At 60.7% G+C, this 19,261-nt stretch carries 16 protein-coding genes; 14 read left to right on the top strand and 2 right to left on the bottom strand.

From position 1 onward, the window contains the following. Positions 1–3: 3 nt before the first annotated feature. Both tssA and vasI read right to left on the bottom strand, forming a co-directional pair. Entirely contained in the window at positions 4–1,422 is a 1,419-nt protein-coding gene (tssA, locus tag KGA83_RS20770) for a type VI secretion system protein TssA (RefSeq protein ID WP_115948436.1), read from the bottom strand. After that, a complete protein-coding gene (gene vasI, locus KGA83_RS20765) occupies positions 1,410–2,072 on the bottom strand; it encodes a type VI secretion system-associated protein VasI (protein WP_223530715.1) in 663 nt (220 codons plus the stop codon). Before vasI ends, tssA begins: the two co-directional genes overlap by 13 nt. 328 nt (positions 2,073–2,400) lie before the next feature. On the opposite strand from vasI, the gene tssB reads away from it, so the two are divergent. From tssB to KGA83_RS30130, 14 genes are all read left to right on the top strand, one after another. Then, positions 2,401–2,904, top strand: a complete 504-nt coding sequence (tssB, locus tag KGA83_RS20760) for a type VI secretion system contractile sheath small subunit (RefSeq protein WP_108216853.1) — start codon at positions 2,401–2,403, stop codon at positions 2,902–2,904. 37 nt (positions 2,905–2,941) lie between these two features. Then, positions 2,942–4,414 (top strand): type VI secretion system contractile sheath large subunit, encoded by a 1,473-nt coding sequence (gene tssC, locus KGA83_RS20755; RefSeq protein ID WP_108216852.1) that lies wholly within the window; start codon positions 2,942–2,944, stop codon positions 4,412–4,414. Next, positions 4,415–4,831, top strand: a complete 417-nt coding sequence (tssE, locus tag KGA83_RS20750; RefSeq protein ID WP_108216851.1) for a type VI secretion system baseplate subunit TssE — start codon at positions 4,415–4,417, stop codon at positions 4,829–4,831. Positions 4,832–4,838: 7 nt separating this feature from the next. After that, entirely contained in the window at positions 4,839–6,605 is a 1,767-nt protein-coding gene (gene tssF / locus KGA83_RS20745) for a type VI secretion system baseplate subunit TssF (RefSeq protein WP_115948437.1), read from the top strand. Next, on the top strand, positions 6,569–7,591 hold the full coding sequence (tssG, locus tag KGA83_RS20740; protein ID WP_115948438.1) for a type VI secretion system baseplate subunit TssG: 1,023 nt from the start codon (positions 6,569–6,571) through the stop codon (positions 7,589–7,591). The genes tssF and tssG overlap by 37 nt, the downstream gene beginning before the upstream one ends. After that, positions 7,588–8,937: a type VI secretion system lipoprotein TssJ gene (gene tssJ / locus KGA83_RS20735; protein WP_115948439.1), complete on the top strand. Its 1,350-nt coding sequence runs from the start codon at positions 7,588–7,590 to the stop codon at positions 8,935–8,937. The genes tssG and tssJ overlap by 4 nt, the downstream gene beginning before the upstream one ends. Positions 8,938–8,974: 37 nt before the next feature. After that, the gene (gene tssK / locus KGA83_RS20730; protein ID WP_115948440.1) at positions 8,975–10,321 is read left to right on the top strand and encodes a type VI secretion system baseplate subunit TssK; all 1,347 of its coding nucleotides are present in this window, start codon (positions 8,975–8,977) and stop codon (positions 10,319–10,321) included. Further along, positions 10,314–11,120: a type IVB secretion system protein IcmH/DotU gene (gene icmH, locus KGA83_RS20725; RefSeq protein ID WP_108216846.1), complete on the top strand. Its 807-nt coding sequence runs from the start codon at positions 10,314–10,316 to the stop codon at positions 11,118–11,120. Before tssK ends, icmH begins: the two co-directional genes overlap by 8 nt. A gap of 106 nt (positions 11,121–11,226) precedes the next feature. Next, a complete protein-coding gene (locus tag KGA83_RS20720) occupies positions 11,227–11,739 on the top strand; it encodes an Hcp family type VI secretion system effector (protein WP_115948441.1) in 513 nt (170 codons plus the stop codon). A 70-nt stretch (positions 11,740–11,809) separates the two neighbouring features. After that, positions 11,810–12,067 (top strand): PAAR domain-containing protein, encoded by a 258-nt coding sequence (locus tag KGA83_RS20715; RefSeq protein WP_115948442.1) that lies wholly within the window; start codon positions 11,810–11,812, stop codon positions 12,065–12,067. 27 nt (positions 12,068–12,094) lie between these two features. Further along, a complete protein-coding gene (locus KGA83_RS20710) occupies positions 12,095–14,125 on the top strand; it encodes a type VI secretion system Vgr family protein (protein ID WP_115948443.1) in 2,031 nt (676 codons plus the stop codon). Beyond that, entirely contained in the window at positions 14,122–15,060 is a 939-nt protein-coding gene (locus KGA83_RS20705) for a hypothetical protein (RefSeq protein ID WP_108216842.1), read from the top strand. Before KGA83_RS20710 ends, KGA83_RS20705 begins: the two co-directional genes overlap by 4 nt. After that, on the top strand, positions 15,057–18,416 hold the full coding sequence (locus KGA83_RS20700) for a T6SS effector BTH_I2691 family protein (RefSeq protein WP_108216841.1): 3,360 nt from the start codon (positions 15,057–15,059) through the stop codon (positions 18,414–18,416). Before KGA83_RS20705 ends, KGA83_RS20700 begins: the two co-directional genes overlap by 4 nt. Before the next feature lie 479 nt (positions 18,417–18,895). Continuing rightward, the coding region (locus tag KGA83_RS30130) for a DUF6708 domain-containing protein (protein ID WP_223530713.1) at positions 18,896–19,261 on the top strand (366 nt) is incomplete at its 3' end.

Raw genomic sequence — 19,261 nt, 5'->3', positions numbered from 1 at the left:
TAGCTAGTCCTTACTGTCACTGATAACGGTTGCAACCTTCCGGTACAACTCCGGCTCCCACCCCTGCGCCGTGGTCTCGCGCATCAACCGCGCAACGCTCGCGTACAGGTCATCCGCCAGCCACGACAGGCCACGCGAGGCCAGCAAGTCGGCGGCAATCACCGTGGCATAGCTGCGCTGGCGTGGGGCGTCATGGGTGGCGTGCAGTTCTTGCAGACGCAGCAACACCACTTCCACGCCTTCGGTATTGAGCTGCGCGGCCAGTTCGTCGCGCAGGCCGGCGTATTCCTGCACCGGGCTGCCGGTGGTTTGCGCCTGGTCGGCACCGCTGATCCAGGCCTGGGTTTGCGCATCCACGAACGGCGTGCCATCGCTGAAACACAACTCCAGTAGCGCCGGCAAACGGCAGACAAAACGCTCACAGGTCTGACGAATGGCTGCGGCCACTTCCTCCATCGCCAGGCGCGAGGCGACGTGGGCGGCCAAGTAACTGCCGCGCAGCCAATACGGCGAGGCGCAGACGCTTTTTTCGATACGCAGCAGCAGGTTCGGGTCAATGGCGTTGTGGTTCAGCGCGTCCTGGTAGCCGTCGACGATGTCCTTGGGCACGGCGGTCAATTCGGTGCGACGGTCGCGGGTGATGGGCGGCGCGGTGCGCAAATGCGACCACAGGCCGAAGCGTCGCAATTGGTAGCCGGTAGGGTCGTAAGGGTCTTGCTGGTTGATCTGCTCGGCCATGTTCAACACGGCGCGGCGTTGTTCGCGCTCATTGCTGGGCGCTTGCGGTTTGGGGCTGGAAAAAAAGGCTGAATCCAGAACGCTGCCGGAGGTGGCCGCACGAGTGGGCTCAATGGCGACGACTGGCTCGCTGTATTTGTCCAACTGGCGTTGCAACGCATCCAGTGGCGCGGGGTCGAGCTTGGCGCTTTCGGCACAGCGTTGCAGATTTGCCAGGGCCAGTTCCGCCGCGGCTTGATAGGCCGGTTCAAAACTGCTGCGCTCCAGGGTCGGCAACACCTGCACCATGTCGCTCAACAGACGCTGTACCTGCTTGCGTTTGTTCAGGTAGCCGGTGGGGCCGGGCTTGGGGTAGGCACTGTCCCAATACAGTTCCACCATGCCGGCCAACAAGCCCAAGGCATCGGCCCAACGTGCCCATTGCCGGGTGCGCAGCCAGACCACATGCAGATGGGCGACGATGCGCCAGTGCTTGCACTGGATCGCCAGGTATTGACGGGAGGCTTCGTCGATATACGGCCAGTCGATATCGCTCTCGCGCAAGCCGCCGAGCTTGACCATTTCCTGGTCGATGGCCTGGTAGGTTTCGTCCTCCACATCGAAATGGCCGGCGGGTTGCTCGGGCTCGATGGGTGTCAGCAACAGCTTGACGGTGTCCGCCGGCACGTCGATTACCAGCGACATACTTGACGCTCCTGCTCGATCAGTTCGCCCAGGCCTTCGGCGTCAAACACTAGGCCGTGCAGCCTGGGATAGTCGCTCTCGAGTCGAAGGCGCTGGCCGCCGCCCATGTTGCGCAATAGGGAAATAGCCTGTAGCCCGCGTCCGGCGTCGACCACCAGGCCGGCGTCGTCCAGCACCTGCCATTGATAGGCGTCGGAGACCGGGCGCTCATCCTTGAACAGCTGGATGCGAATTCTGTTGGGCTTGGCTGGCTCATCCAGCACCAGTTGCAAGCGGGAGATTTTCGATTCGCAACTGATGGCCAGGTAAGGCCGAGGCGGCAACGCGCCCAACGCCGGGGCTGAGATCACCATGCGTTGTTGCTGGTCGTTGTCCGGCTCTGGGAACGACGACAGCAGGAAACGCTGATCCTCGGGTGGACGCTTGGCTTCATTGCGTTGGACCAGATCGACAATCGGCAGTGCCCGGTCAAGCGCGCGTGGTGCCGCTGGTGCGTGATGGATGGGCGTACCAGCGGCCAAATCAAAACACTCCAGGCGCTTCAAGGGGGAGACGATGGAAGGGCAGTCTTGTGTCGCCGCCTGCGCGTCCATTACGGCCATAGCCGTCAGGCAGAGCCCCCATTTCCATCCTCGCCATCCGTTGCGCATCAACGCCTCCTGATATGCCTCGCCGAAATCAAAACCGGACAATCTTCTTAAGTTTTCGAACTAACGCTTTTTAACCTGCGAGTTCAACGATTAACTCTAAGAGCATTGCCTGAGTTCGACGGATAGGCAAGTAAAAGACGAATAACACACCACTAAAACCGAATAGGAAGATGCATCTATCAGATATTTCCACAGAGCCTGTAGGAATAGTGGAAGCAAGTACAGCTTCCTACACCCATAACCTACGAATCGCGTCCACGTCGTCCTACATGACAAATCTTGCAATAGCCGGTTCTAATACGCCGACCTTACGAAAAGGATTATTCCCATGTCGAAAACTCAGGGTTCTGTCGCCCCCAAAGAACGCGTCAACATCAAGTACGTCCCGGCCACGGGCGACCAACAGGCTGAAGTTGAGCTACCTCTGAAGTTGTTAATCACCGGCGACTTCAAAGGCCACGGCGAACTAACCGCCCTGGAAGACCGGCAATCCGTTCGAATAGATAAAGACACGTTCAATGAAGTACTGACCAAAGCCGAAGTTTCTCTGGTCATGGCGGTTCCGTCTGTTCTCAACAACGACCAAGACACCGACTTGAACGTGCAACTCCAATTCAAAAACATCAATGACTTCGGCCCCGACGCGCTCGCCCGCCAAGTACCGGAGTTGAACAAGTTACTGGAACTGCGTGAAGCCTTAGTTGCGCTCAAAGGCCCTATGGGCAACGTCCCCGCCTTTCGCAAACACCTGCAGAACATGCTGACCGATGAAACCGCTCGCCAACGCCTGGCCAGCGAGTTGAACCTGGTGCTCGAAGCGCCAACAAATTGACTTGAACGCCCTTCTCAACGGAGTACTCCCCATGCCTATGGAAAGCGCCGTCGCCCAAGTATTGGTGGCTGACGAACCAACGTCGTTGCTCGACCAACTGCTGGCCAATACCACCATTCGCCCCTCCCAGGAAGGCTACGCAGTCGCCCGCCAAGGCGTGGCTGTGTTCATCAGCGAAATCCTGCAATGCGGCGACCATCAGCAGCCGGTCAACAAGCACCGGGTTGACCAGATGATTGCCGAAATCGACCGTGCCTTGAGCAAGCAGATGGACGTGATTCTGCATCAGCCGCAGTTCCAGCGACTTGAATCCGCATGGCGCGGCCTGAAGCTGCTGGTGGATCGCACGGATTTTCGCGAGAACATCAAACTGGAAGTGCTGCATGTCACCAAAGAAGAGCTGCTTGACGACTTCGACAACGCCGGCGACATCACCCGCAGCGGCCTGTACAAGCACGCCTACACCTCCGGTTACGGCCAGTTCGGTGGCGAGCCGATCGCGACGATGATTGGCAACTACACCTTCGGCCCGTCGTCCCCGGACATGAAGCTGTTGAGCTACGTCGCTTCCGTGGGCGCCATGGCCCATGCCCCTTTCGTGATGGCGGCAGGTCCTGAGTTCTTCAACCTCAAGAGCTATCAGGACCTGCCGTCGGTCAAGGAAGTCAGCGACATTTTTGAAGGGCCCGGCCATACCAAATGGCGCAGCCTGCGTGAGATGGAAGACTCCAAATACATCGCCGCGACGCTGCCGCGCTTCCTGCTGCGCTCGCCCTACGACGGGCTGGAGAACCCGATTCGCAGCTTCTGCTACAACGAAACCGTCGACGGCAACCACGACAATTACTTGTGGGGCAACACCGCGTTCCTGATGGCCTCGCGCATCACCGACAGCTTCGCCCGCTACCGCTGGTGCCCGAACATCATCGGCCCGCAGTCCGGCGGCGCGGTGGACGATTTGCCGGTGCACCTGTACGAATCCCTCGGCCAATTGCAGGCGAAGATTCCTACCGAAGTGCTGATTTCCGATCGCAAGGAATTCGAGCTGGCCGAAGCCGGTTTTATTCCCCTGACCATGCGCAAGGACAGCGACAACGCCGCGTTCTTCTCCGCCAATTCAATACAGAAACCGAAAAACTTCCCCAAGACCCGCGAAGGCCAGGAAGCCCAGACCAACTACAAGCTCGGCACCCAGTTGCCCTACCTGTTTATCGTCAATCGCCTGGCCCACTACATCAAGGTGCTGCAACGCGAGCAGATCGGCAGTTGGAAGGAACGCCAGGACCTGGAACGTGAGTTGAACACTTGGCTCAAACAGTACATCGCCGATCAGGAAAACCCGTCGTCCGATGTGCGCAGCCGTCGCCCCTTGCGCGCCGCGCAAATCGTCGTGCAGGACGTGGCGGGCGATCCAGGCTGGTACCAGGTGTCGTTGGCGGTGCGCCCGCACTTCAAGTACATGGGCGCCAACTTCGAGATCTCCCTGGTCGGTCGGCTGGACACCCAATAGGTGCGCGGCACCAGCCTGTTCGAGCGCCTGGAAGCCGACGCACCGCGCTACCGCCCCGGCAGTGCGGATGAACAAGCGCGCCAGCGTGTCGAGGCGATCAAACGCCACCTGGAACAGGTGCTCAACTCACGCCAGGGCTGCTCGCAAAGCAGCCCTGAACTGGGCCTGCGCGATTTCAATGGGGTTACCCAGGCCAGCAGTGATTTGGTGGTGGCCATCAGCGCCGATATCCGGCGCTCGGTGGAGGCGTTTGAACCGCGCATCAAAGTCACGGGCGTGCGTTATCAGCCCGACCCGGATTTGCCGCTAGAGCTGAACTTTCGCCTGGATTGCCAGGTGCAGGTCAACCACAAGGAAGAACAGGTGCAGATCGAGGTGGCCATGCATGGCCGCGACGGCTACACCCGGGTGAAATGAGGATGCCATGGACTTGAAACAACGTTTTGCCGAGGAGTTGCGCTACCTGCGCGAGCTCGGTCGCGAGTTTGCCGAGGACAATCCACAGTTGGCGCAGTTTCTCGGCGACGAGGCCGGCGACCCGGACGTGGAGCGATTGCTGGAAGGCTTTGCCTTCCTCACCGCCAAGCTTGGCATGAAGATCGACGACGATCTGCCGGAGCTGACCCATCCGCTGCTGCAGATGCTCTGGCCCAACTACCTGCGGCCCTTGCCCAGCGCGACCATCATCCGCTTCGAGCCACGGCCCAATGCGATCAGTCATCGCAAGGTGATTCCCAAAGGGACGCGGTTGTTTGCCAAACCCGTGGACGGCATCTCCTGCGAGTTTCGCACGTGCACCGATGTCAATCTGTACCCGTTGGCGTTGCAGGCCGTCAGCGATGCCCACAGCCGCGAAGCCTCGACACTGCGCATCGACCTCAACGTGTTGACCCCACAACCGCTCGCCAGCCTCGAGTGCGATCAGTTGGATTTTCACCTCGGCGGCGACAATGCCACCGCACTGACCCTGTACCTGTGGCTGGCCCATTACCTCAAAAGCGTCACGCTGTACGTCAACAACACCCCTTATCGTCTGAACCCCAGCGAGTTGGGCTTCCCCGGTTTCACCGCCGAAGAAGCACTGCTGCCCTACCCGCGCAACGTGTTCGATGGCTACCGGATCCTGCAGGAATACTTTGTGTTCCCCCAGCGGTTCCACTTTTTCAGCCTGACCCGACTAGCCAAGGTCTGGCCGGCCGTCAGCACTAGACAGATTCGCTTCGAATTTCAGTTTTCCCGGCCGATGCCGGTCAATACGCATTTGCGCACATCAGACCTTCACCTGTTCTGTGCGCCGGCGGTCAATCTGTTCCGCCACGATGCCGAGCCCATCGCGCTGGACGGACGCAGCCAGGAACGGCGTATCAGCCCCAGTGGCAACCGCCACGATGCCTTTGAGATTTTCAGTGTCGACCAGGTGGCCGGCTGGGACGCCGCCGACAAGGAGCGCAAGGGCGATCCGTTACGGCGCTTTACTCCGTTCGAGTCGTTCCAGCATGAGATCGAACATGCCCGGGGCCGCACCGCGCTGTACTTCCGCACGCATATCGAGGAATCCCACGGACGTGAGGGATTGCGCCATCGCATCGCCTTCGTGCGTGGCGATGAAAGCCTGTACATCGGCGAGCATGAAGCGGCGTCCATCGAACTGACCTGCACCAACCGCGATCTGCCATTGGCCCTGGGGGTCGGCGATGTGTCGCTGTCCACCGAGGTCACGCCGTCGTTTGCCATCTATACCAATCTGATTGCGCCGACCCGGTCTTATCGGCCGGTGTTGGACGCGAGCCTGCACTGGACGCTGATTTCCAATCTGTCGCTGAACTACCTGTCGTTGCTGTCGGCCGAGCCGCTCAAGGCAGTGATCCGCGCCTATGACTTTGCCGCCCTGCACGACCTGCAACAGGCCCGCGCCACACGCAAGCGCCTCAACGGTATCCAGGATGCCGTGACCACTCCCATCGACTGGCTGATGAAAGGCCTGCCCGTGCGCGGCGTGCAGACCCGTTTGCAATTGGACCAGAACGCCTTCCTCTGCGAGGGCGAGCTGTACCTGTTCGCTAGCGTGCTTTCGCACTTCTTCGCCCTGTACGCCAGCATCAACTCCTTCCACCGTTTGGAAGTGATCAATACCACCAACAACGAGTGCTATGAATGGCCACTGTTGACCGGCAGACAACCCCTGATCTAGCCGACCGGCTGCTGGCTGACGCGCGAAACTATTCGTTTCACCGTTTGCTGGAGCATTTGCACGCCTTGCATGGCGATGACCTGGAAGCGCGGCCCCTGAGTGCGGCGGCGCGCCGTCGCGTGCGCCTGCAAAGCCATGCAGGGCTGGGCTTTCCGGCCTCCGACGTGGTGTTGGCTGGCCGCGTAGAGGATGGGGGCGACGAAGCGCGCTACCGCTTGCAGACCAGCTTCTTTGGCCTGCACGGTACCGACTCGCCTTTGCCCGGTTATTACCTGGACCGCCTGGCTTACGAACAATCTCAAGAGCGCGGCATTCGTCCGGCGTTCATGGACTTTTTCAACCATCGCTTGCTGACCCTGCTGCACACCAGTTGGCGCAAGTACCGCTACTACATTCGCTACCAGGCCGAGGCGAACGACCGTTTTTCGCGTTACGTATTCTCCATGGTCGGGCTGAACGACAACGACCTTCGCGGTACGACGCCGCTGCCGTGGGGCCGCCTGCTGAGCTTTGCCGGCTTGATCGCCAACCGCAGCCGCTCCCCCTCGGTGGTGTCCGGCATCGTCGAGCATTGCTTCGACCTGCACGGCATACATATCCGTGAGTTCGAGGCTCGCTCAGTGAGTTTTCCGCAACGCCAGCGCCTGGCGTTGGGCAAGGCCAACGGCACCCTGGGCAGTAACTTTGTGGTGGGTGATCGCAGCAAGACCCGCGCCAGCAAGTTCACCCTGGTGATTCCTAACTTGACTCAAGCGCGCTTTCGTCAGTTCTTGCCCAGCGACGATCAGTTCGGGCGATTGCGCCAGTTGATGCATTTTCTGCTGCGCGATGCCACCGCCTACGACCTGGAACTGGGGCTGCGCGAAGAAGACGTACCGCCGTTCAACCTGCAACGCGCCGGCGGCACCCACCTGGGCTGGACCAGTTTCATCGAGCATCAGCAACATCGTAATCCCGCCGTGGTGCGGATTCGGGGGCGCGCATGAAGCTGAGCCTGGTTGTCAGCAATCCTGCGCAGCTGTTGCACGGCTATCTGCCCGGTCACCAATTTGGCCCACAGGGCGGCAGCATCGGCAGTGCCGCGGTGGACTGGCGCCTGGAAGATCGCACCAACAGCGTGCGACCCAACCACTGCGACATCCGCATCATCGAAGGGCGGTTCTGCGTGATCGACCGCAGCGGTAGAACCTACGTCAACGGTCACGACCTGCCGCTTGAGCGTCATGTGGCGATAAGCCTCAACGACGGTGATCGGTTGCAGATTGGTGCGTATCAGGTCGCGGTGCAATTGGGCGAGCACGCCCCAGGGCAGCGTTCGCTGGATGAACTGCTCGGCGGCCACCCTGAAGGCATGCACGTGTGGCACCAGGAAGATGCGCCGAGTAGGCCACCGGCGGATAGGCGACCTGCCACTTGCCCGGAATTCGAGCGCCTTTGCCGGCCCTTGGATTTAGCCGAGCAAGGCGACCCGCTGCGAGCGATGAATGAAGCGCCGCCACCAAAGCCGCTGGCTGATATTTGCGCGACCGCACCCGAGCGCACCGTTTGCCTGTTCAGCAACCTGCGTCTGGCCACCTTGTTGCTCGCCTGCCTGACCCTGGGCGGCTGCACCATGCTCGGCAAGATCGGCCAAGTGATCTGGACTCCATCGATTTCGGTCGGCGGCCCCGACGATCAGCCCAGCCGCTACTCCCTGAGCCTGTACGCCAGCCACGACGTCAACCCGCGCCTGATCAGTACCGGCACGGCACCGGACGAGGACGCGAGCCGTTCGCCTTACACCCTCAATGTGCAGGCCACCAGCCCGCAGGCCCTGACGGACAAAGTACAAACGCTACTCAGCCACCTTTACGAAAGCGTGCCGGCCCAGTCGCCACTGAGTTTGGAGCCAGCGCCCGTCGTGCCGATGTCGCCCATCGAAGACGCGCTGCTGGGTGACTACGACGCTCAGGGGGTCAGCCTGACCACCCCGTGGGGCAACCCGGCCATGCAGCACGTCGCCACGCCGATCGCCTTCAAGGTGTTGCAACTGACCGACGACTCGCTGCTGATCAACGCCAGCCCTCAGGCCCTGGCCGACGACCTGAAAAAGACCCTGGGCAGCACCTATATCCGCGCCGACGACTACCTGCTCAACCCAGGCCAATTCAAATTCATCGATCTGCGCGCGCTTGATGAAGACACCCGTTTCATCGCGGTGATCGCCAACTACCACAGCAGCGATATCGGACAGTGGAAACAGCGCCTGCGCGTCGAGCCCAGGGGCCGGCAGTACGCGGTGCTGGTGCAGCTGGACGCCGCGCAGGTCAGCCTCAAAGGAGAAACCCGATGACGCCCTTTTCAGCCGCTTTTGCCCCGAGTAATTACCGATGAGTTCACGCAACCCCGTCATCTGGCATGAAGGTTTGTTCGTCAAGCCCCAGCACTTCCAGCAACAGGCCCGCGCCGCCGAGGCCGCCGTGCATCAGCGCCTGCACAGCCTCAACGACGCGCTCTATGGCTTCAGCGAGCTGACGCTGAACAGCGAATACCTGAGCTTCGGCAAGGTCGCCATTACCCAAGCGCGGGGGATCATGCCCGATGGCAGCGTCTTCGATATCCCCCACGACCTGGCGCCGCCCGCCCCGCTGGAAATCGCCGACAGCAGCGCAGTCAACCAGATCGTCTACCTGGCCCTGCCGCTGCGCTCCAACGGCGCTCTCGAAGTGCGCTGGCCCGACCAGTACGGCAACAGCCGCTACATCGCCCGCCGTGAAGAAATCCGCGATACCCACAGCGATGACGGCGATCAGGTCGGCATGGACCTGGCCGTGCCCAACCTGCAACTGATGCTCGAACGCAGCGACCGCAGTGCCTTCACCGGCATCGCCTTGGGCAGGATCAAAGACAAGCGCCCGGACGGCAGCCTGGTAATGGACGAGCATTTCTATCCCACCAGCCTGTCCCTGCAAGCGGTGCCGGCGCTGCACCGCTACCTCGGTGAGGTGGCCGGGCTGATGCGCGAGCGGGCCAAAAACCTGGCCCAGCGTATCGGTTCACCGGGACAGTCGGGGGTGGCAGATGTCACCGACTTCAACCTGCTGCAAACCCTCAACCGCTTGTTCCCGCTGTTCCAACACCTGGCTCGCCAGCGCCAAGTCCACCCGGAACGGCTGTACATCGCCCTGGCCCAGGCCTGCGGCGAACTGGTGACTTTTACCGATGAAGGCCACCTGCCCCAGGAATACCCGGCCTACCAGCACGACAACCTGCGCGAGTCGTTCCAGATTCTGGAGCACACCTTGCGCCGCGCCTTGGGCACGGTGCTGCAACCGCGTGCGGTGTCGTTGCCGATTGTCGAGCAGCGGTACGGCGTGCGCAGCGCCGCATTGAACGACAAACGCCTGCTGGACAACGCTGAATTCATCCTCGCCGTGCGCGCCGAACTGCCCGCGGAAACCCTGCGTCAGCAACTGCCCAAGCAGATCAAGATCACCTCCACCGAAGGGCTGGAGCAACTGGTCAGCCTGCAACTGCCGGGTATTCCACTGCGGCCGCTGCCGGTGGCGCCGCGACACCTGCCGTTCCATGCCGGTTTCAGCTACTTCGAACTCGACCGCCATCACCCCGCCTGGCAAAGCCTGAGCAGTGGCAGCGGGTTTGGTTTCCATATTGCCGGTGAATTCCCGAAGCTGGAATTGCAGTTCTGGGCGATCAGGAGTGAAAAAGATGATTAAAACGACACCCGACTCATGGCGTCACGAGGAGATCTCCGGCGCCATCGACTTTGACGGCGAAACGATCACTGCCAGCGGCCAAAAACACTTGGCCGACCCTGAATTCGACATGCGCGGCCTGGCCTGGAACCCGCTGTGCGATGCCGCCACGCCGCTGATCGGCCTGGTCATCCGCCTGCGGCGTCTGGACCAGCACGACGACGTACCTGCGCTGTACCTGAGCGTCAGCAACCAGATCACCACGATCATGGAAGAAGTCAGCCAGCTCGACTACGACGCAGGCATGCTCAAGGCCTACTCCTACAGCCTGTGTTTGTTGCTGGACGAAGTGGTCATGAGCACTTCCTGGGGCAAGTCTTCCACATGGAGCGCACGCTCGCTGCTAAGCAAGTTTCATCAAGAAACCTGGGGCGGCGAAAAATTCTTCACCGTGATGAACAACATGATCCCCGAAGCGGCCAGGTACCAGCATGTGTTGGAGTTCATGTACCAGTGCCTGATCTCCGGTCTCAAAGGCAAATACGGCGCCCATATCAAGGGCGATGACGAAATACAGAAGATCATCACCCAACTGCACGGCCTGTTGCGACCCTTGCGCGGCGAGACACCCAAGCGCCTGACCGACCCGCTGAAAAACGTCGCCCCGCGCAACTACCGGATCAAACGCGCCTGGCCGTTGTGGACGCCGTGGGCCATGGCCGCCGTCGTGCTGACGGTCGCCTACACGATCTACTCGATCCGCCTGAACGCCATCACCCAGCAAGTGCTGGAGTCCCTGGAGCGGGTGCTGCACCTGTAACCGATTTTCAGCGCGCTCATCCCGAGCGCCTGCAAAGCCATGGCCGTGTCGGCCATAACCTGCGGCCCCCAGGGGCCGTTCACTTGATCGCGACAAGGAGCTTGTCATGCCAACACCTGCGTACATCAGCATCCACGGCAAAACCCAGGGCCACATCACCAAGGGCGCGTTCACTGCTGAATCGGTGGGCAACGTTTATGTGGAAGGCCACGAAGACGAAATCCTCGTCCAGGAAATCGACCACGCAATCGGTACGCCCACCGACCCACAGAGTGGCCAACCGTCCGGGCAACGGGTGCACAAGCCGCTGATATTCACCAGCGCCTTGAACAAAGCCTCACCGATGCTCTATCAGGCCCTGGCCACCGGCGAAATGCTGCCGACCGTTGAAGTGAAGTGGTTCCGCACCTCGGGGGACGGCAAGCAAGAGCACTTCTTCACCACCAAACTGGAAGACGCCACGGTCGTCGACATTCACACCGTGCTGCCCCACGCACAAAACAGTAGCAACGAAAACTACACCCAACTGATCAAGACCAGCCTGGCGTATCGCAAGGTCAGCTGGACCCATGTAGTGGCCGGCACCGAAGCCTCGGACGACTGGCGCAAGCCGGCTTAATCGCCAACCGGCACGTTCCGCCGCTCAGGCGGCGGAATATTCACTGACTCGATAATTTTCAGGAGGCTCTATGCCAGCCGTCGTTCTGGTCGGACACGACCATGATTGCCCTTTGTGTGGCCCCACCACCGTCGACAGCGGTACACGCAACATGACCGTAAACGGCCGCGCCGTCGCCCGTGTCGGCGACACCCTTGGATGCGGCGCCGTCATCACCAGCGGCTCGCCCTCGATGACCGTCAATGGACAGCCAGTAGCCCGTGTCGGCGATACCACCGATCACGATGGAAAATTGGAAAACGGTGATAGCAGCTGGTTGATCGACTGACATTCACACTCTCGACAAGGAGGCCCCATGCCCCGCCAAAGCGACCTGTGTTTCACCTTCGAGCCCTTGAAAGGCGATCCCTTCGAGGTGGTCTCGTTCACCCTCGAAGAAGGCCTGTCCCAGCCGTTCAAACTCGAACTGGAACTGGCCAGCCACAATGCCGCTATCGACTTCAATCGGGTGCTCGATCTGGCGGGGCTGTTCACCCTCTGGCGTGGCGACACCCCTGTGCGCTACGTCCACGGTTTGGTCAGCCTGTTCTGTCAGGGTGACACCGGCTTTCGCCGCACCCGCTACACCGCCGTGGTCGAACCGACCCTGGCGCGTTTCGACCTGCGTTCCAACTGGCGGATTTTCCAGGGCCAGACCGTGCCCGACATCATCACCAGCGTGCTCACCGAGCAACAGCTCACTGACATCCGCACTGAAATCTGCTTCGAGCACCAAGCCCGCGAGTACTGCGTACAGGCCGGCGAAACCGACCTCGACTTCATCGCCCGCCTGGCCGCCGAAGAAGGCCTGCTCTACACCTTCGAACACCGCGCCGACGGCCACACCCTCGTCCTCACCGATCGCGTCGGTGGCCTCGGCACCATTGGCACCCACACCGATTGCCCGATGATCTACCAGCCCATGGGGGGTGGCGATTCCATGGAACCGGCATTGACCCGCTTCCACTACACCGAACAAGTGCGCACCGCACGCCAGGTGCAGCGCGACTACACCTTCACCCATCCGTACTACAACCAGCAGCACACCGCCACCGGCGATCAGGACCTGAACAACCAGCACAAGGACTACGAACGTTACGACTATCCCGGCCGCTACAAACGCGACATCGCCGGCAAGCCCTTTACCAAGACCCGCCTGGCCGCCCTGCGCAACGACGCCAAACTGGCCCATCTGGCAGGTGATGATGCGCGCCTGCAACCGGGGTTGGCCTTCGACCTGAACGACCATCCCCGCGAAGACTTCAACGACCGCTGGCGCACCATCGCTATCCAGCACGAAGGCAAACAGCACACCAGTTTGCAGGAAGAAGCCTTCGGCAGTGACAGCGGCACGTCTTACGAGATGCAGGCCACAGCCATTCGCTGGACCTCGGACTGGAAAGCTCCGCTGTGCGACAAACCCTGCATCGACGGCCCGCAGATCGCCACGGTGGTCGGCCCGCCAGGGGAAGAGATTTATTGCGACGAATGGGGCCGGGTCAAGGTGCAGTTCCCGTGGGATCGTTCGGACAAGAACAACAATCAAAGTTCGTGCTGGATCCGTGTGGCCCAAGGCTGGGCCGGTGCGACCTGGGGCGCCATGGCCGTGCCGCGGGTCAATCAGGAACTGATCATCAGCTTCCTGGATGGCGACCCTGACCAGCCCATTGCCACGGGCCGCACCTACCGCGAGACCAATCTGCCGCCCTACGAGCTGCCCAAGCACAAGACGCGAATGACCATCAAGAGCCGTACCCATAAGGGAGAGGGCTTCAACGAGCTGCGTTTTGAGGATGAGCTGGGGCAGGAAGAGGTGTACATCCACGCCGAAAAGGACAAGAACGAACACATCAAACACGACAACAGTATCTTCGTCGGCAATGACCGAAAAGAAGAAGTCGGTAACGACGAGCATGTATCGATCGACAACGACCAGTCCCACGAGATCGGGCGGGACCACACGCTCTCCACCGGACGTGACCATGAGACAACTATCGGCCGGGATCGCAGTGTGCGGGTCGGCAATAATCGCTACGACACCACCACGGCCAACCACCAAAGCGAAGTGGGCGGTCACTGCCAGCAAACGATCTCAGGGCAACATCGTCTAACTGCCGGCCAAGGCATGCACCACACCACCACGGTCTACCAACTGCAAGCCAGTGAGCGTGTGGTCTTTCAAAGCCCCGGCGGCAGCCTCACGCTGGACGCGCAAGGCATCCACCTCAATGGCGTAGCGATAACCCTACATGGCCCGGTAACCTCCACGACCCCAGGCGCCGGTCAAGCCCTGACCCTGCAGCTGCAACCCGAGGCAGGGCAGACCTGCGTGGAGAAAAACCGATGACCCCGGCTAGCGTCCAGGCGTTCGTCGCCGAACAGCATGCACCCGATGCTACGCTGTACTTGTTGCTCGACCTCTTGGCCGACTGCGCCGCAGATGACCCATTACACATTGAGGCGCTACGTCAAACGCTTGGCAATGACGCCGTCACGCCTCTGCATCGGCCCGATCTAATTCATACGCCATCGGCCTGCCCAGTGCTGGTGACCCTCGCTACGCCCGGCGTCTCGCCGTCGCAAGAACTACTAACGCTATCTGCCTTACGCGCGCATGAGGATCTGGATCGTCACAAACGTTATGTGTGCGGCTGGCTCAGCAGCAGCGCAGCAGCCCGGCATCTCAGTGCCCACATCGTTTCACTCGGACAATTTCCTCTGGAGCAGGGGCGAGTTTTTTTCCCGATCCATGAGCCCCTTCGCCTAGAGTTGCTCGCGGGCACCTTCCGCCGCAACGATGAGGGTCCTTGGTGGCCGATCCAACACTGGCTGCTGCCCACCAGCAGCGGTGTCGGCAGTGTGTTGGTGGGCGCCCCCGAACGTCGCACCGCTCTGGATATCCGCACGACCGCCGTACAGCGGGACGCCCTCATGGTGTCCGCCTTGCTGAGCAGTTGGCGACGCGCCCTTCGCTTGCCGCTGACGTATGCCCCCGCCCGCTGGAACGGCCCTACTGCACTCCCGCCTCAAGCGGCAGCACAGGCCTATATCCAGATCCAGCAAGCCCGCCAGCTCGGCCTTAGCCACCAGGACGACATCCTGACATTGGCCTTGCTCCGCCTGATGCTGCACCCGCGCCTGCATCAGCACACTGGCGTTCGCGCCCTGATCGAGCAAGCGGCCCAAGGGCAAGCGCCGCTCAGCCACTTGTTGACCCCCTACAACGACAACGCCTGGCAGCGGGCCGTGTCGGATCTGACTTCTGCCGGAGCACTTCAATGACCTTGGGCACACAACTGGGCATCGCCATAGCCGAAACCGCGGTTTCAACAGATCAATGCAAGGCCTGTCAACGTAAAGGGCTGCCCATCCTGCCATTGCGTCACGCGCTGGTGCCACGCTCACCCAATGAACCTGTGCGGCCGGATACCGTGCAGATCCATACACGCCTGGGCTTACGCACGTTGCGCGCGGGTTACCTGTATGTATTGCTGGATCGCAAGATCTGGCAGGCCTATCAGGTCAGCCCGGACGGTTATCTACGTCAATTCAACCCCTACGCACCTGCGCCTGCCAACGAGACTCCGCTGTCCGATGCTTGCGTCTCGGCCAATCACGACTGCCCGGCATCGTTCCTCAACATCGACACCGACAAACACACCCAAGCGTGGCTGGCCTTTGCCAATGACCCGTGGCCGGCCAGCGTGCTGGACGCCTACAAGGCCGGTCATGCTTCAGAGCGTTTCCACAAGCTCGACCTCGCCAGCGCACGCGACAACCCCGCCAGCGTTGGCCTGGCCATGACGGATGAAAACCTGCAGGTGGACAAGCAGGTTTACGAATACCAGCAGCACCAGACGACCCAATTGCCCATCACGACCGAACCCGACTGGCCCTTTTATGAGCATCCGCCGCAGGAGTCAACGCCAGGATTCGACAGCGTGCATGGCTTCCATAGCCGTGCCCATCGCCTGAACGCGCTGAAGGGTTTCCTGCGCAACGCCATCCCACAGCATCAGCTCCAACAAGGCGTCCTGGCGTTTGTACTGGATGACATCATCGGCCTGGTGCAGGAGCTCAACGACACCCGCAACCGCTGGATCCAGCAGCGACAGACCTGGATGAACGACCCGGACCGGGCTTATCAGTACCAGACCTCTCAGCTACTGCTGGCCATTCGCGAAATCCATCGCGAACGGGCAGAAGGCCAAACGCCCCTACCGACGTCTGTCGAGCCCATGACCGGCGATGGCCCGCCGGTATTTTCCAGCCCCGAGCAGCAGCGCGAGCGGATCGTCCAGAAGCGCACCCTTGCTGCCAACCAGAACCTGGAGGAACGCTACGATGAACAGAGCCGTGCCCTGTTTCATCAACTGTATGAGCAAGAATGGGCGAGCTATCAGCGTTACATCGACCAAAGCGCACACGCCTACGCGGCAGCGTGTCGCTCCCGACAGTTTGCCTGTGTCGAGCAAAATGACTACGACGGCGATGATCGCCCGTCAGGACGGGCCTACAGCCAGACCATGGCGCTGTGCCTGGAGGGTGGCATCAGTGAGGCGCCATCGAGACAAGAGGAACACCCGCAGGAAACAAACAACGTTGAAGACACAGGTCCTACTGCCTCCCTATGGAGCGACTGGCTGAACGACCCAAAGAGCCCGGTCTACCGCGCCCTTCTCTTGCGTGACAAACGCTTGCTGACCGACCTGTTGCCCAGTTTCAATGCGACAGGCGATACCGACTGGAACGACAGTGAAAAGCTCTATTCCGCCATTACCAAGCTCATCGACAACGACGACTTCAAGCACCATGTCCGCCCCCGTTTACAGCACGCCATGGCACAACTCCTCGGTGCCCTCAACGCCGCTGCCGTCCGCTTGCAACCGTCGCTCGGCCCTGGCGTGGGGCGAGTGGTTTCGTGTCTCAACAGTGCCAGTCAACTGCTCTACAACGGCATTCATCTGACCGAACTCAAGGTGAAGATGAAGCTGGGTGAATACTACGCCCTGCAATGCGAGCACCTGCGCAACCTGCAACGCAAGACCGCTGATGCCATCGACCGCACCTGGAAAGGCCTTAAGGACGAGCTGGGCAAAATCGACGATGAGGCCCGCAAGGCGCGGAAACAGGTGCGCCCGCTGATTCAGGGCGGCCTGCTCAGCCTGGCGGTGCTGGACCCCAAAATAGCCAACCTCAGCGTGACTATTAGTATCTGGGTCGAAAGCCAGGTCACCGAACTACAGGACGCCCTGATGCGCCAGGCCAACCTCGGCGTGGATCAGCTGGGCAAAGGTGCCCACGCTACGCTGGTCGAAATCGCCGTCGGGGTTGGCACGCTGGACCCGCAAGCGCGCAAGGTGCTGCAAGGCGTCAAGGTGTCCTCGTACCTGGCGGCGAAATGGGTGCGCAGCGGCTTTACCGGGCTGCGTGGCGCGGTCGGCAGTAGCGAGCTGTTGCTGGCGATGGGCGGGATGTACCTGCTAAGCGACTCACTGAACAAAAGTCTCAAGGATGTAGAACAGGCGATGGGAGAGAAGGCTGTTGAGGCGAGGTTGGCGTTGTATGGCAGTAGCTTGGGGGTGTTGGGTGGGGGGGTGGAAATCGTAGGCATCGCACTGGAGAAAGGGGCGGTGCAGGTGCAGAAGGTCAGCAGTTTGTCGACCCAGGCGATGACTGCTGCAACAGCGACTGCTCGCGTAGGCAACGTATTTGTACGGGTCGGGGGGAGTATTGGTGCTGTGGCGGGACTGTACGATGCGACGCGAGCGGGATTCGCTGCTAACCGTACCTCCAAAGCGGGTGATGCTTCTGCTGCAGGTTTATATACGCTTTCTACGGGATTTTCGGGCGCTGGAGCGATCTTTGGCATAGCTGCCGCAGCCTATGGAAGCACAGCTCTGCTTGGCCCACTCGGAATAGCCATATTTCTCGGATTAGCAGGATATGGTTTGTACAAGTGGGCCGAAAGCGAAGAATCGACACCTCTCGACCGCTGGGCTCGCCGTTGTTTTTTTGGTATGCACAACGAAGTCCCCCCCATTCACTGGAACAAACCAGAACACGCCCACATCGCCATTGCCGAGCTGAATGCCGCGACCCTGGGCGTTGAAGCTGGCATCAATTTTCGCTTACGAATCGTCAATAGCGGCTCGCAAGGCTGGGGTGGTCCCATGGGCAGCGTAGGCGCGCCGATCTATGAACAGCACCTCGAATATCACCTGGTTCTGCCGCTCTTCGACGCCAACCGGTCGGCCTATCGCTGGTCACTAACGGTTCATCGTCACGGCGATGGCTCGGCCAACCAGTACACCAGCGGCGAAGTGCTGGCCGAAGGCGAGTTGAATTCCCCCTCCCTGGCAACCGCAGCCAGCGAACGCCGAGCGGCGCTGGCCGTACCCAAACTCCCGAACAAGCCCGATTACCGAGCCGACAGCACCCTACCTAAGCAGGAAGTACGCACCGTCTCGTTGGCCGACGCCCGTACCTTACAAGTCAAGGACATCAAAGGCGCCATCGTGCTGTTGCCCGACACCCGCCGGCACAACATTGAAGCGGCGACCTTGTCGGTAACCTACTGGCCCGATCGCGACATTCACGATGCCTATGCACAGCTCATCTTGATGGACAGTTTGTAAGCCATGGGCGCCCGCGCAAATGGTCTGCTCATTTTTACTCAGGGCCGACCATCGCTGACGCTCATAAACAATGTCCTTGCCCGTTGGTTACCCTGCTCGCTTCGTCACAGGCCTGGGTAGCAAGCGGCTCTCCCAAAGAATCGGAACTGCTAATCATGCTATTTAAAACACCGTTACTCGATAAACCCGCTCCTGGCTGGAAGCGCGACCTGCCGGGGCCTAACGAGTCGCCCTCCACTGAACCGTACCCCCCCGTACTCTCGAATCCCCCCAACCATATTGACGATATATGCCTTGAACTGGCGCGTACCACAGTTAGGACTCGTGGGATTGGAGTCTGGATGGCTCCTTGTATGTTCCTGTTTGCTCTCATTCCTCCCGTCGCTTGGATCGTTATCCTTATAGCGACTGGAGATATACCCTCGTTTGTATTTCATTTCTTCGGTCTCATCGGATTTATCATCCCCCTATGGGGAAGCGTGTTCATCTGGCGGATGGACGTCGAAGCCCCCCGCGACGAACCCATTCGCTTCAACCGCGTCCGACGCAAAGTCTATGTCTATCGTTTCCACCACGACGGGCTCAGACCCTTCAGCCGCACCGCCTGGGGCGTACGGACCGAAGTCTATGACTGGGATGACCTGCGCGCCGAAGCCTGCAGCGTGTACGGCCCCATGGGCAGTGGCGGCCTCATCGAAACCGTCACCCTCGCCGTGGTGAAACCTGGCACCCACCACGTGATCGATCGTTTTCATTTCGCCCACGAAATTCAACAAGGCGAAATGTACTGGGCCATGGCCCAACTGTTCATGCAACAAGGCCCGCAAGCCCTGCCCACCTTCCCC

It is taken from the genome of Pseudomonas sp. GL-R-19 (assembly GCF_019956375.1).
Classification (GTDB): Bacteria; Pseudomonadota; Gammaproteobacteria; order Pseudomonadales; family Pseudomonadaceae; genus Aquipseudomonas.
The sequence above is the reverse complement of the archived record's forward strand: the minus strand, read 5'-3'. Positions and strand labels throughout refer to the sequence as shown.

Bases quoted from the DNA above. Each gene is read 5' to 3' on its own strand.
- tssC (WP_108216852.1), top strand. From the start codon at position 2,942: ATGGAAAGCGCCGTCGCCCAAGTATTGGTGGCTGACGAACCAACGTCG.
- KGA83_RS20705 (WP_108216842.1), top strand. From the start codon at position 14,122: ATGACCCCGGCTAGCGTCCAGGCGTTCGTCGCCGAACAGCATGCACCC.
- KGA83_RS20710 (WP_115948443.1), top strand. From the start codon at position 12,095: ATGCCCCGCCAAAGCGACCTGTGTTTCACCTTCGAGCCCTTGAAAGGC.
- tssA (WP_115948436.1), bottom strand. From the start codon at position 1,422: ATGTCGCTGGTAATCGACGTGCCGGCGGACACCGTCAAGCTGTTGCTG.
- KGA83_RS20715 (WP_115948442.1), top strand. From the start codon at position 11,810: ATGCCAGCCGTCGTTCTGGTCGGACACGACCATGATTGCCCTTTGTGT.
- icmH (WP_108216846.1), top strand. From the start codon at position 10,314: ATGATTAAAACGACACCCGACTCATGGCGTCACGAGGAGATCTCCGGC.
- KGA83_RS20720 (WP_115948441.1), top strand. From the start codon at position 11,227: ATGCCAACACCTGCGTACATCAGCATCCACGGCAAAACCCAGGGCCAC.
- tssG (WP_115948438.1), top strand. From the start codon at position 6,569: ATGGCCACTGTTGACCGGCAGACAACCCCTGATCTAGCCGACCGGCTG.
- KGA83_RS20700 (WP_108216841.1), top strand. From the start codon at position 15,057: ATGACCTTGGGCACACAACTGGGCATCGCCATAGCCGAAACCGCGGTT.
- tssJ (WP_115948439.1), top strand. From the start codon at position 7,588: ATGAAGCTGAGCCTGGTTGTCAGCAATCCTGCGCAGCTGTTGCACGGC.
- tssB (WP_108216853.1), top strand. From the start codon at position 2,401: ATGTCGAAAACTCAGGGTTCTGTCGCCCCCAAAGAACGCGTCAACATC.
- tssF (WP_115948437.1), top strand. From the start codon at position 4,839: ATGGACTTGAAACAACGTTTTGCCGAGGAGTTGCGCTACCTGCGCGAG.
- vasI (WP_223530715.1), bottom strand. From the start codon at position 2,072: ATGCGCAACGGATGGCGAGGATGGAAATGGGGGCTCTGCCTGACGGCT.
- tssK (WP_115948440.1), top strand. From the start codon at position 8,975: ATGAGTTCACGCAACCCCGTCATCTGGCATGAAGGTTTGTTCGTCAAG.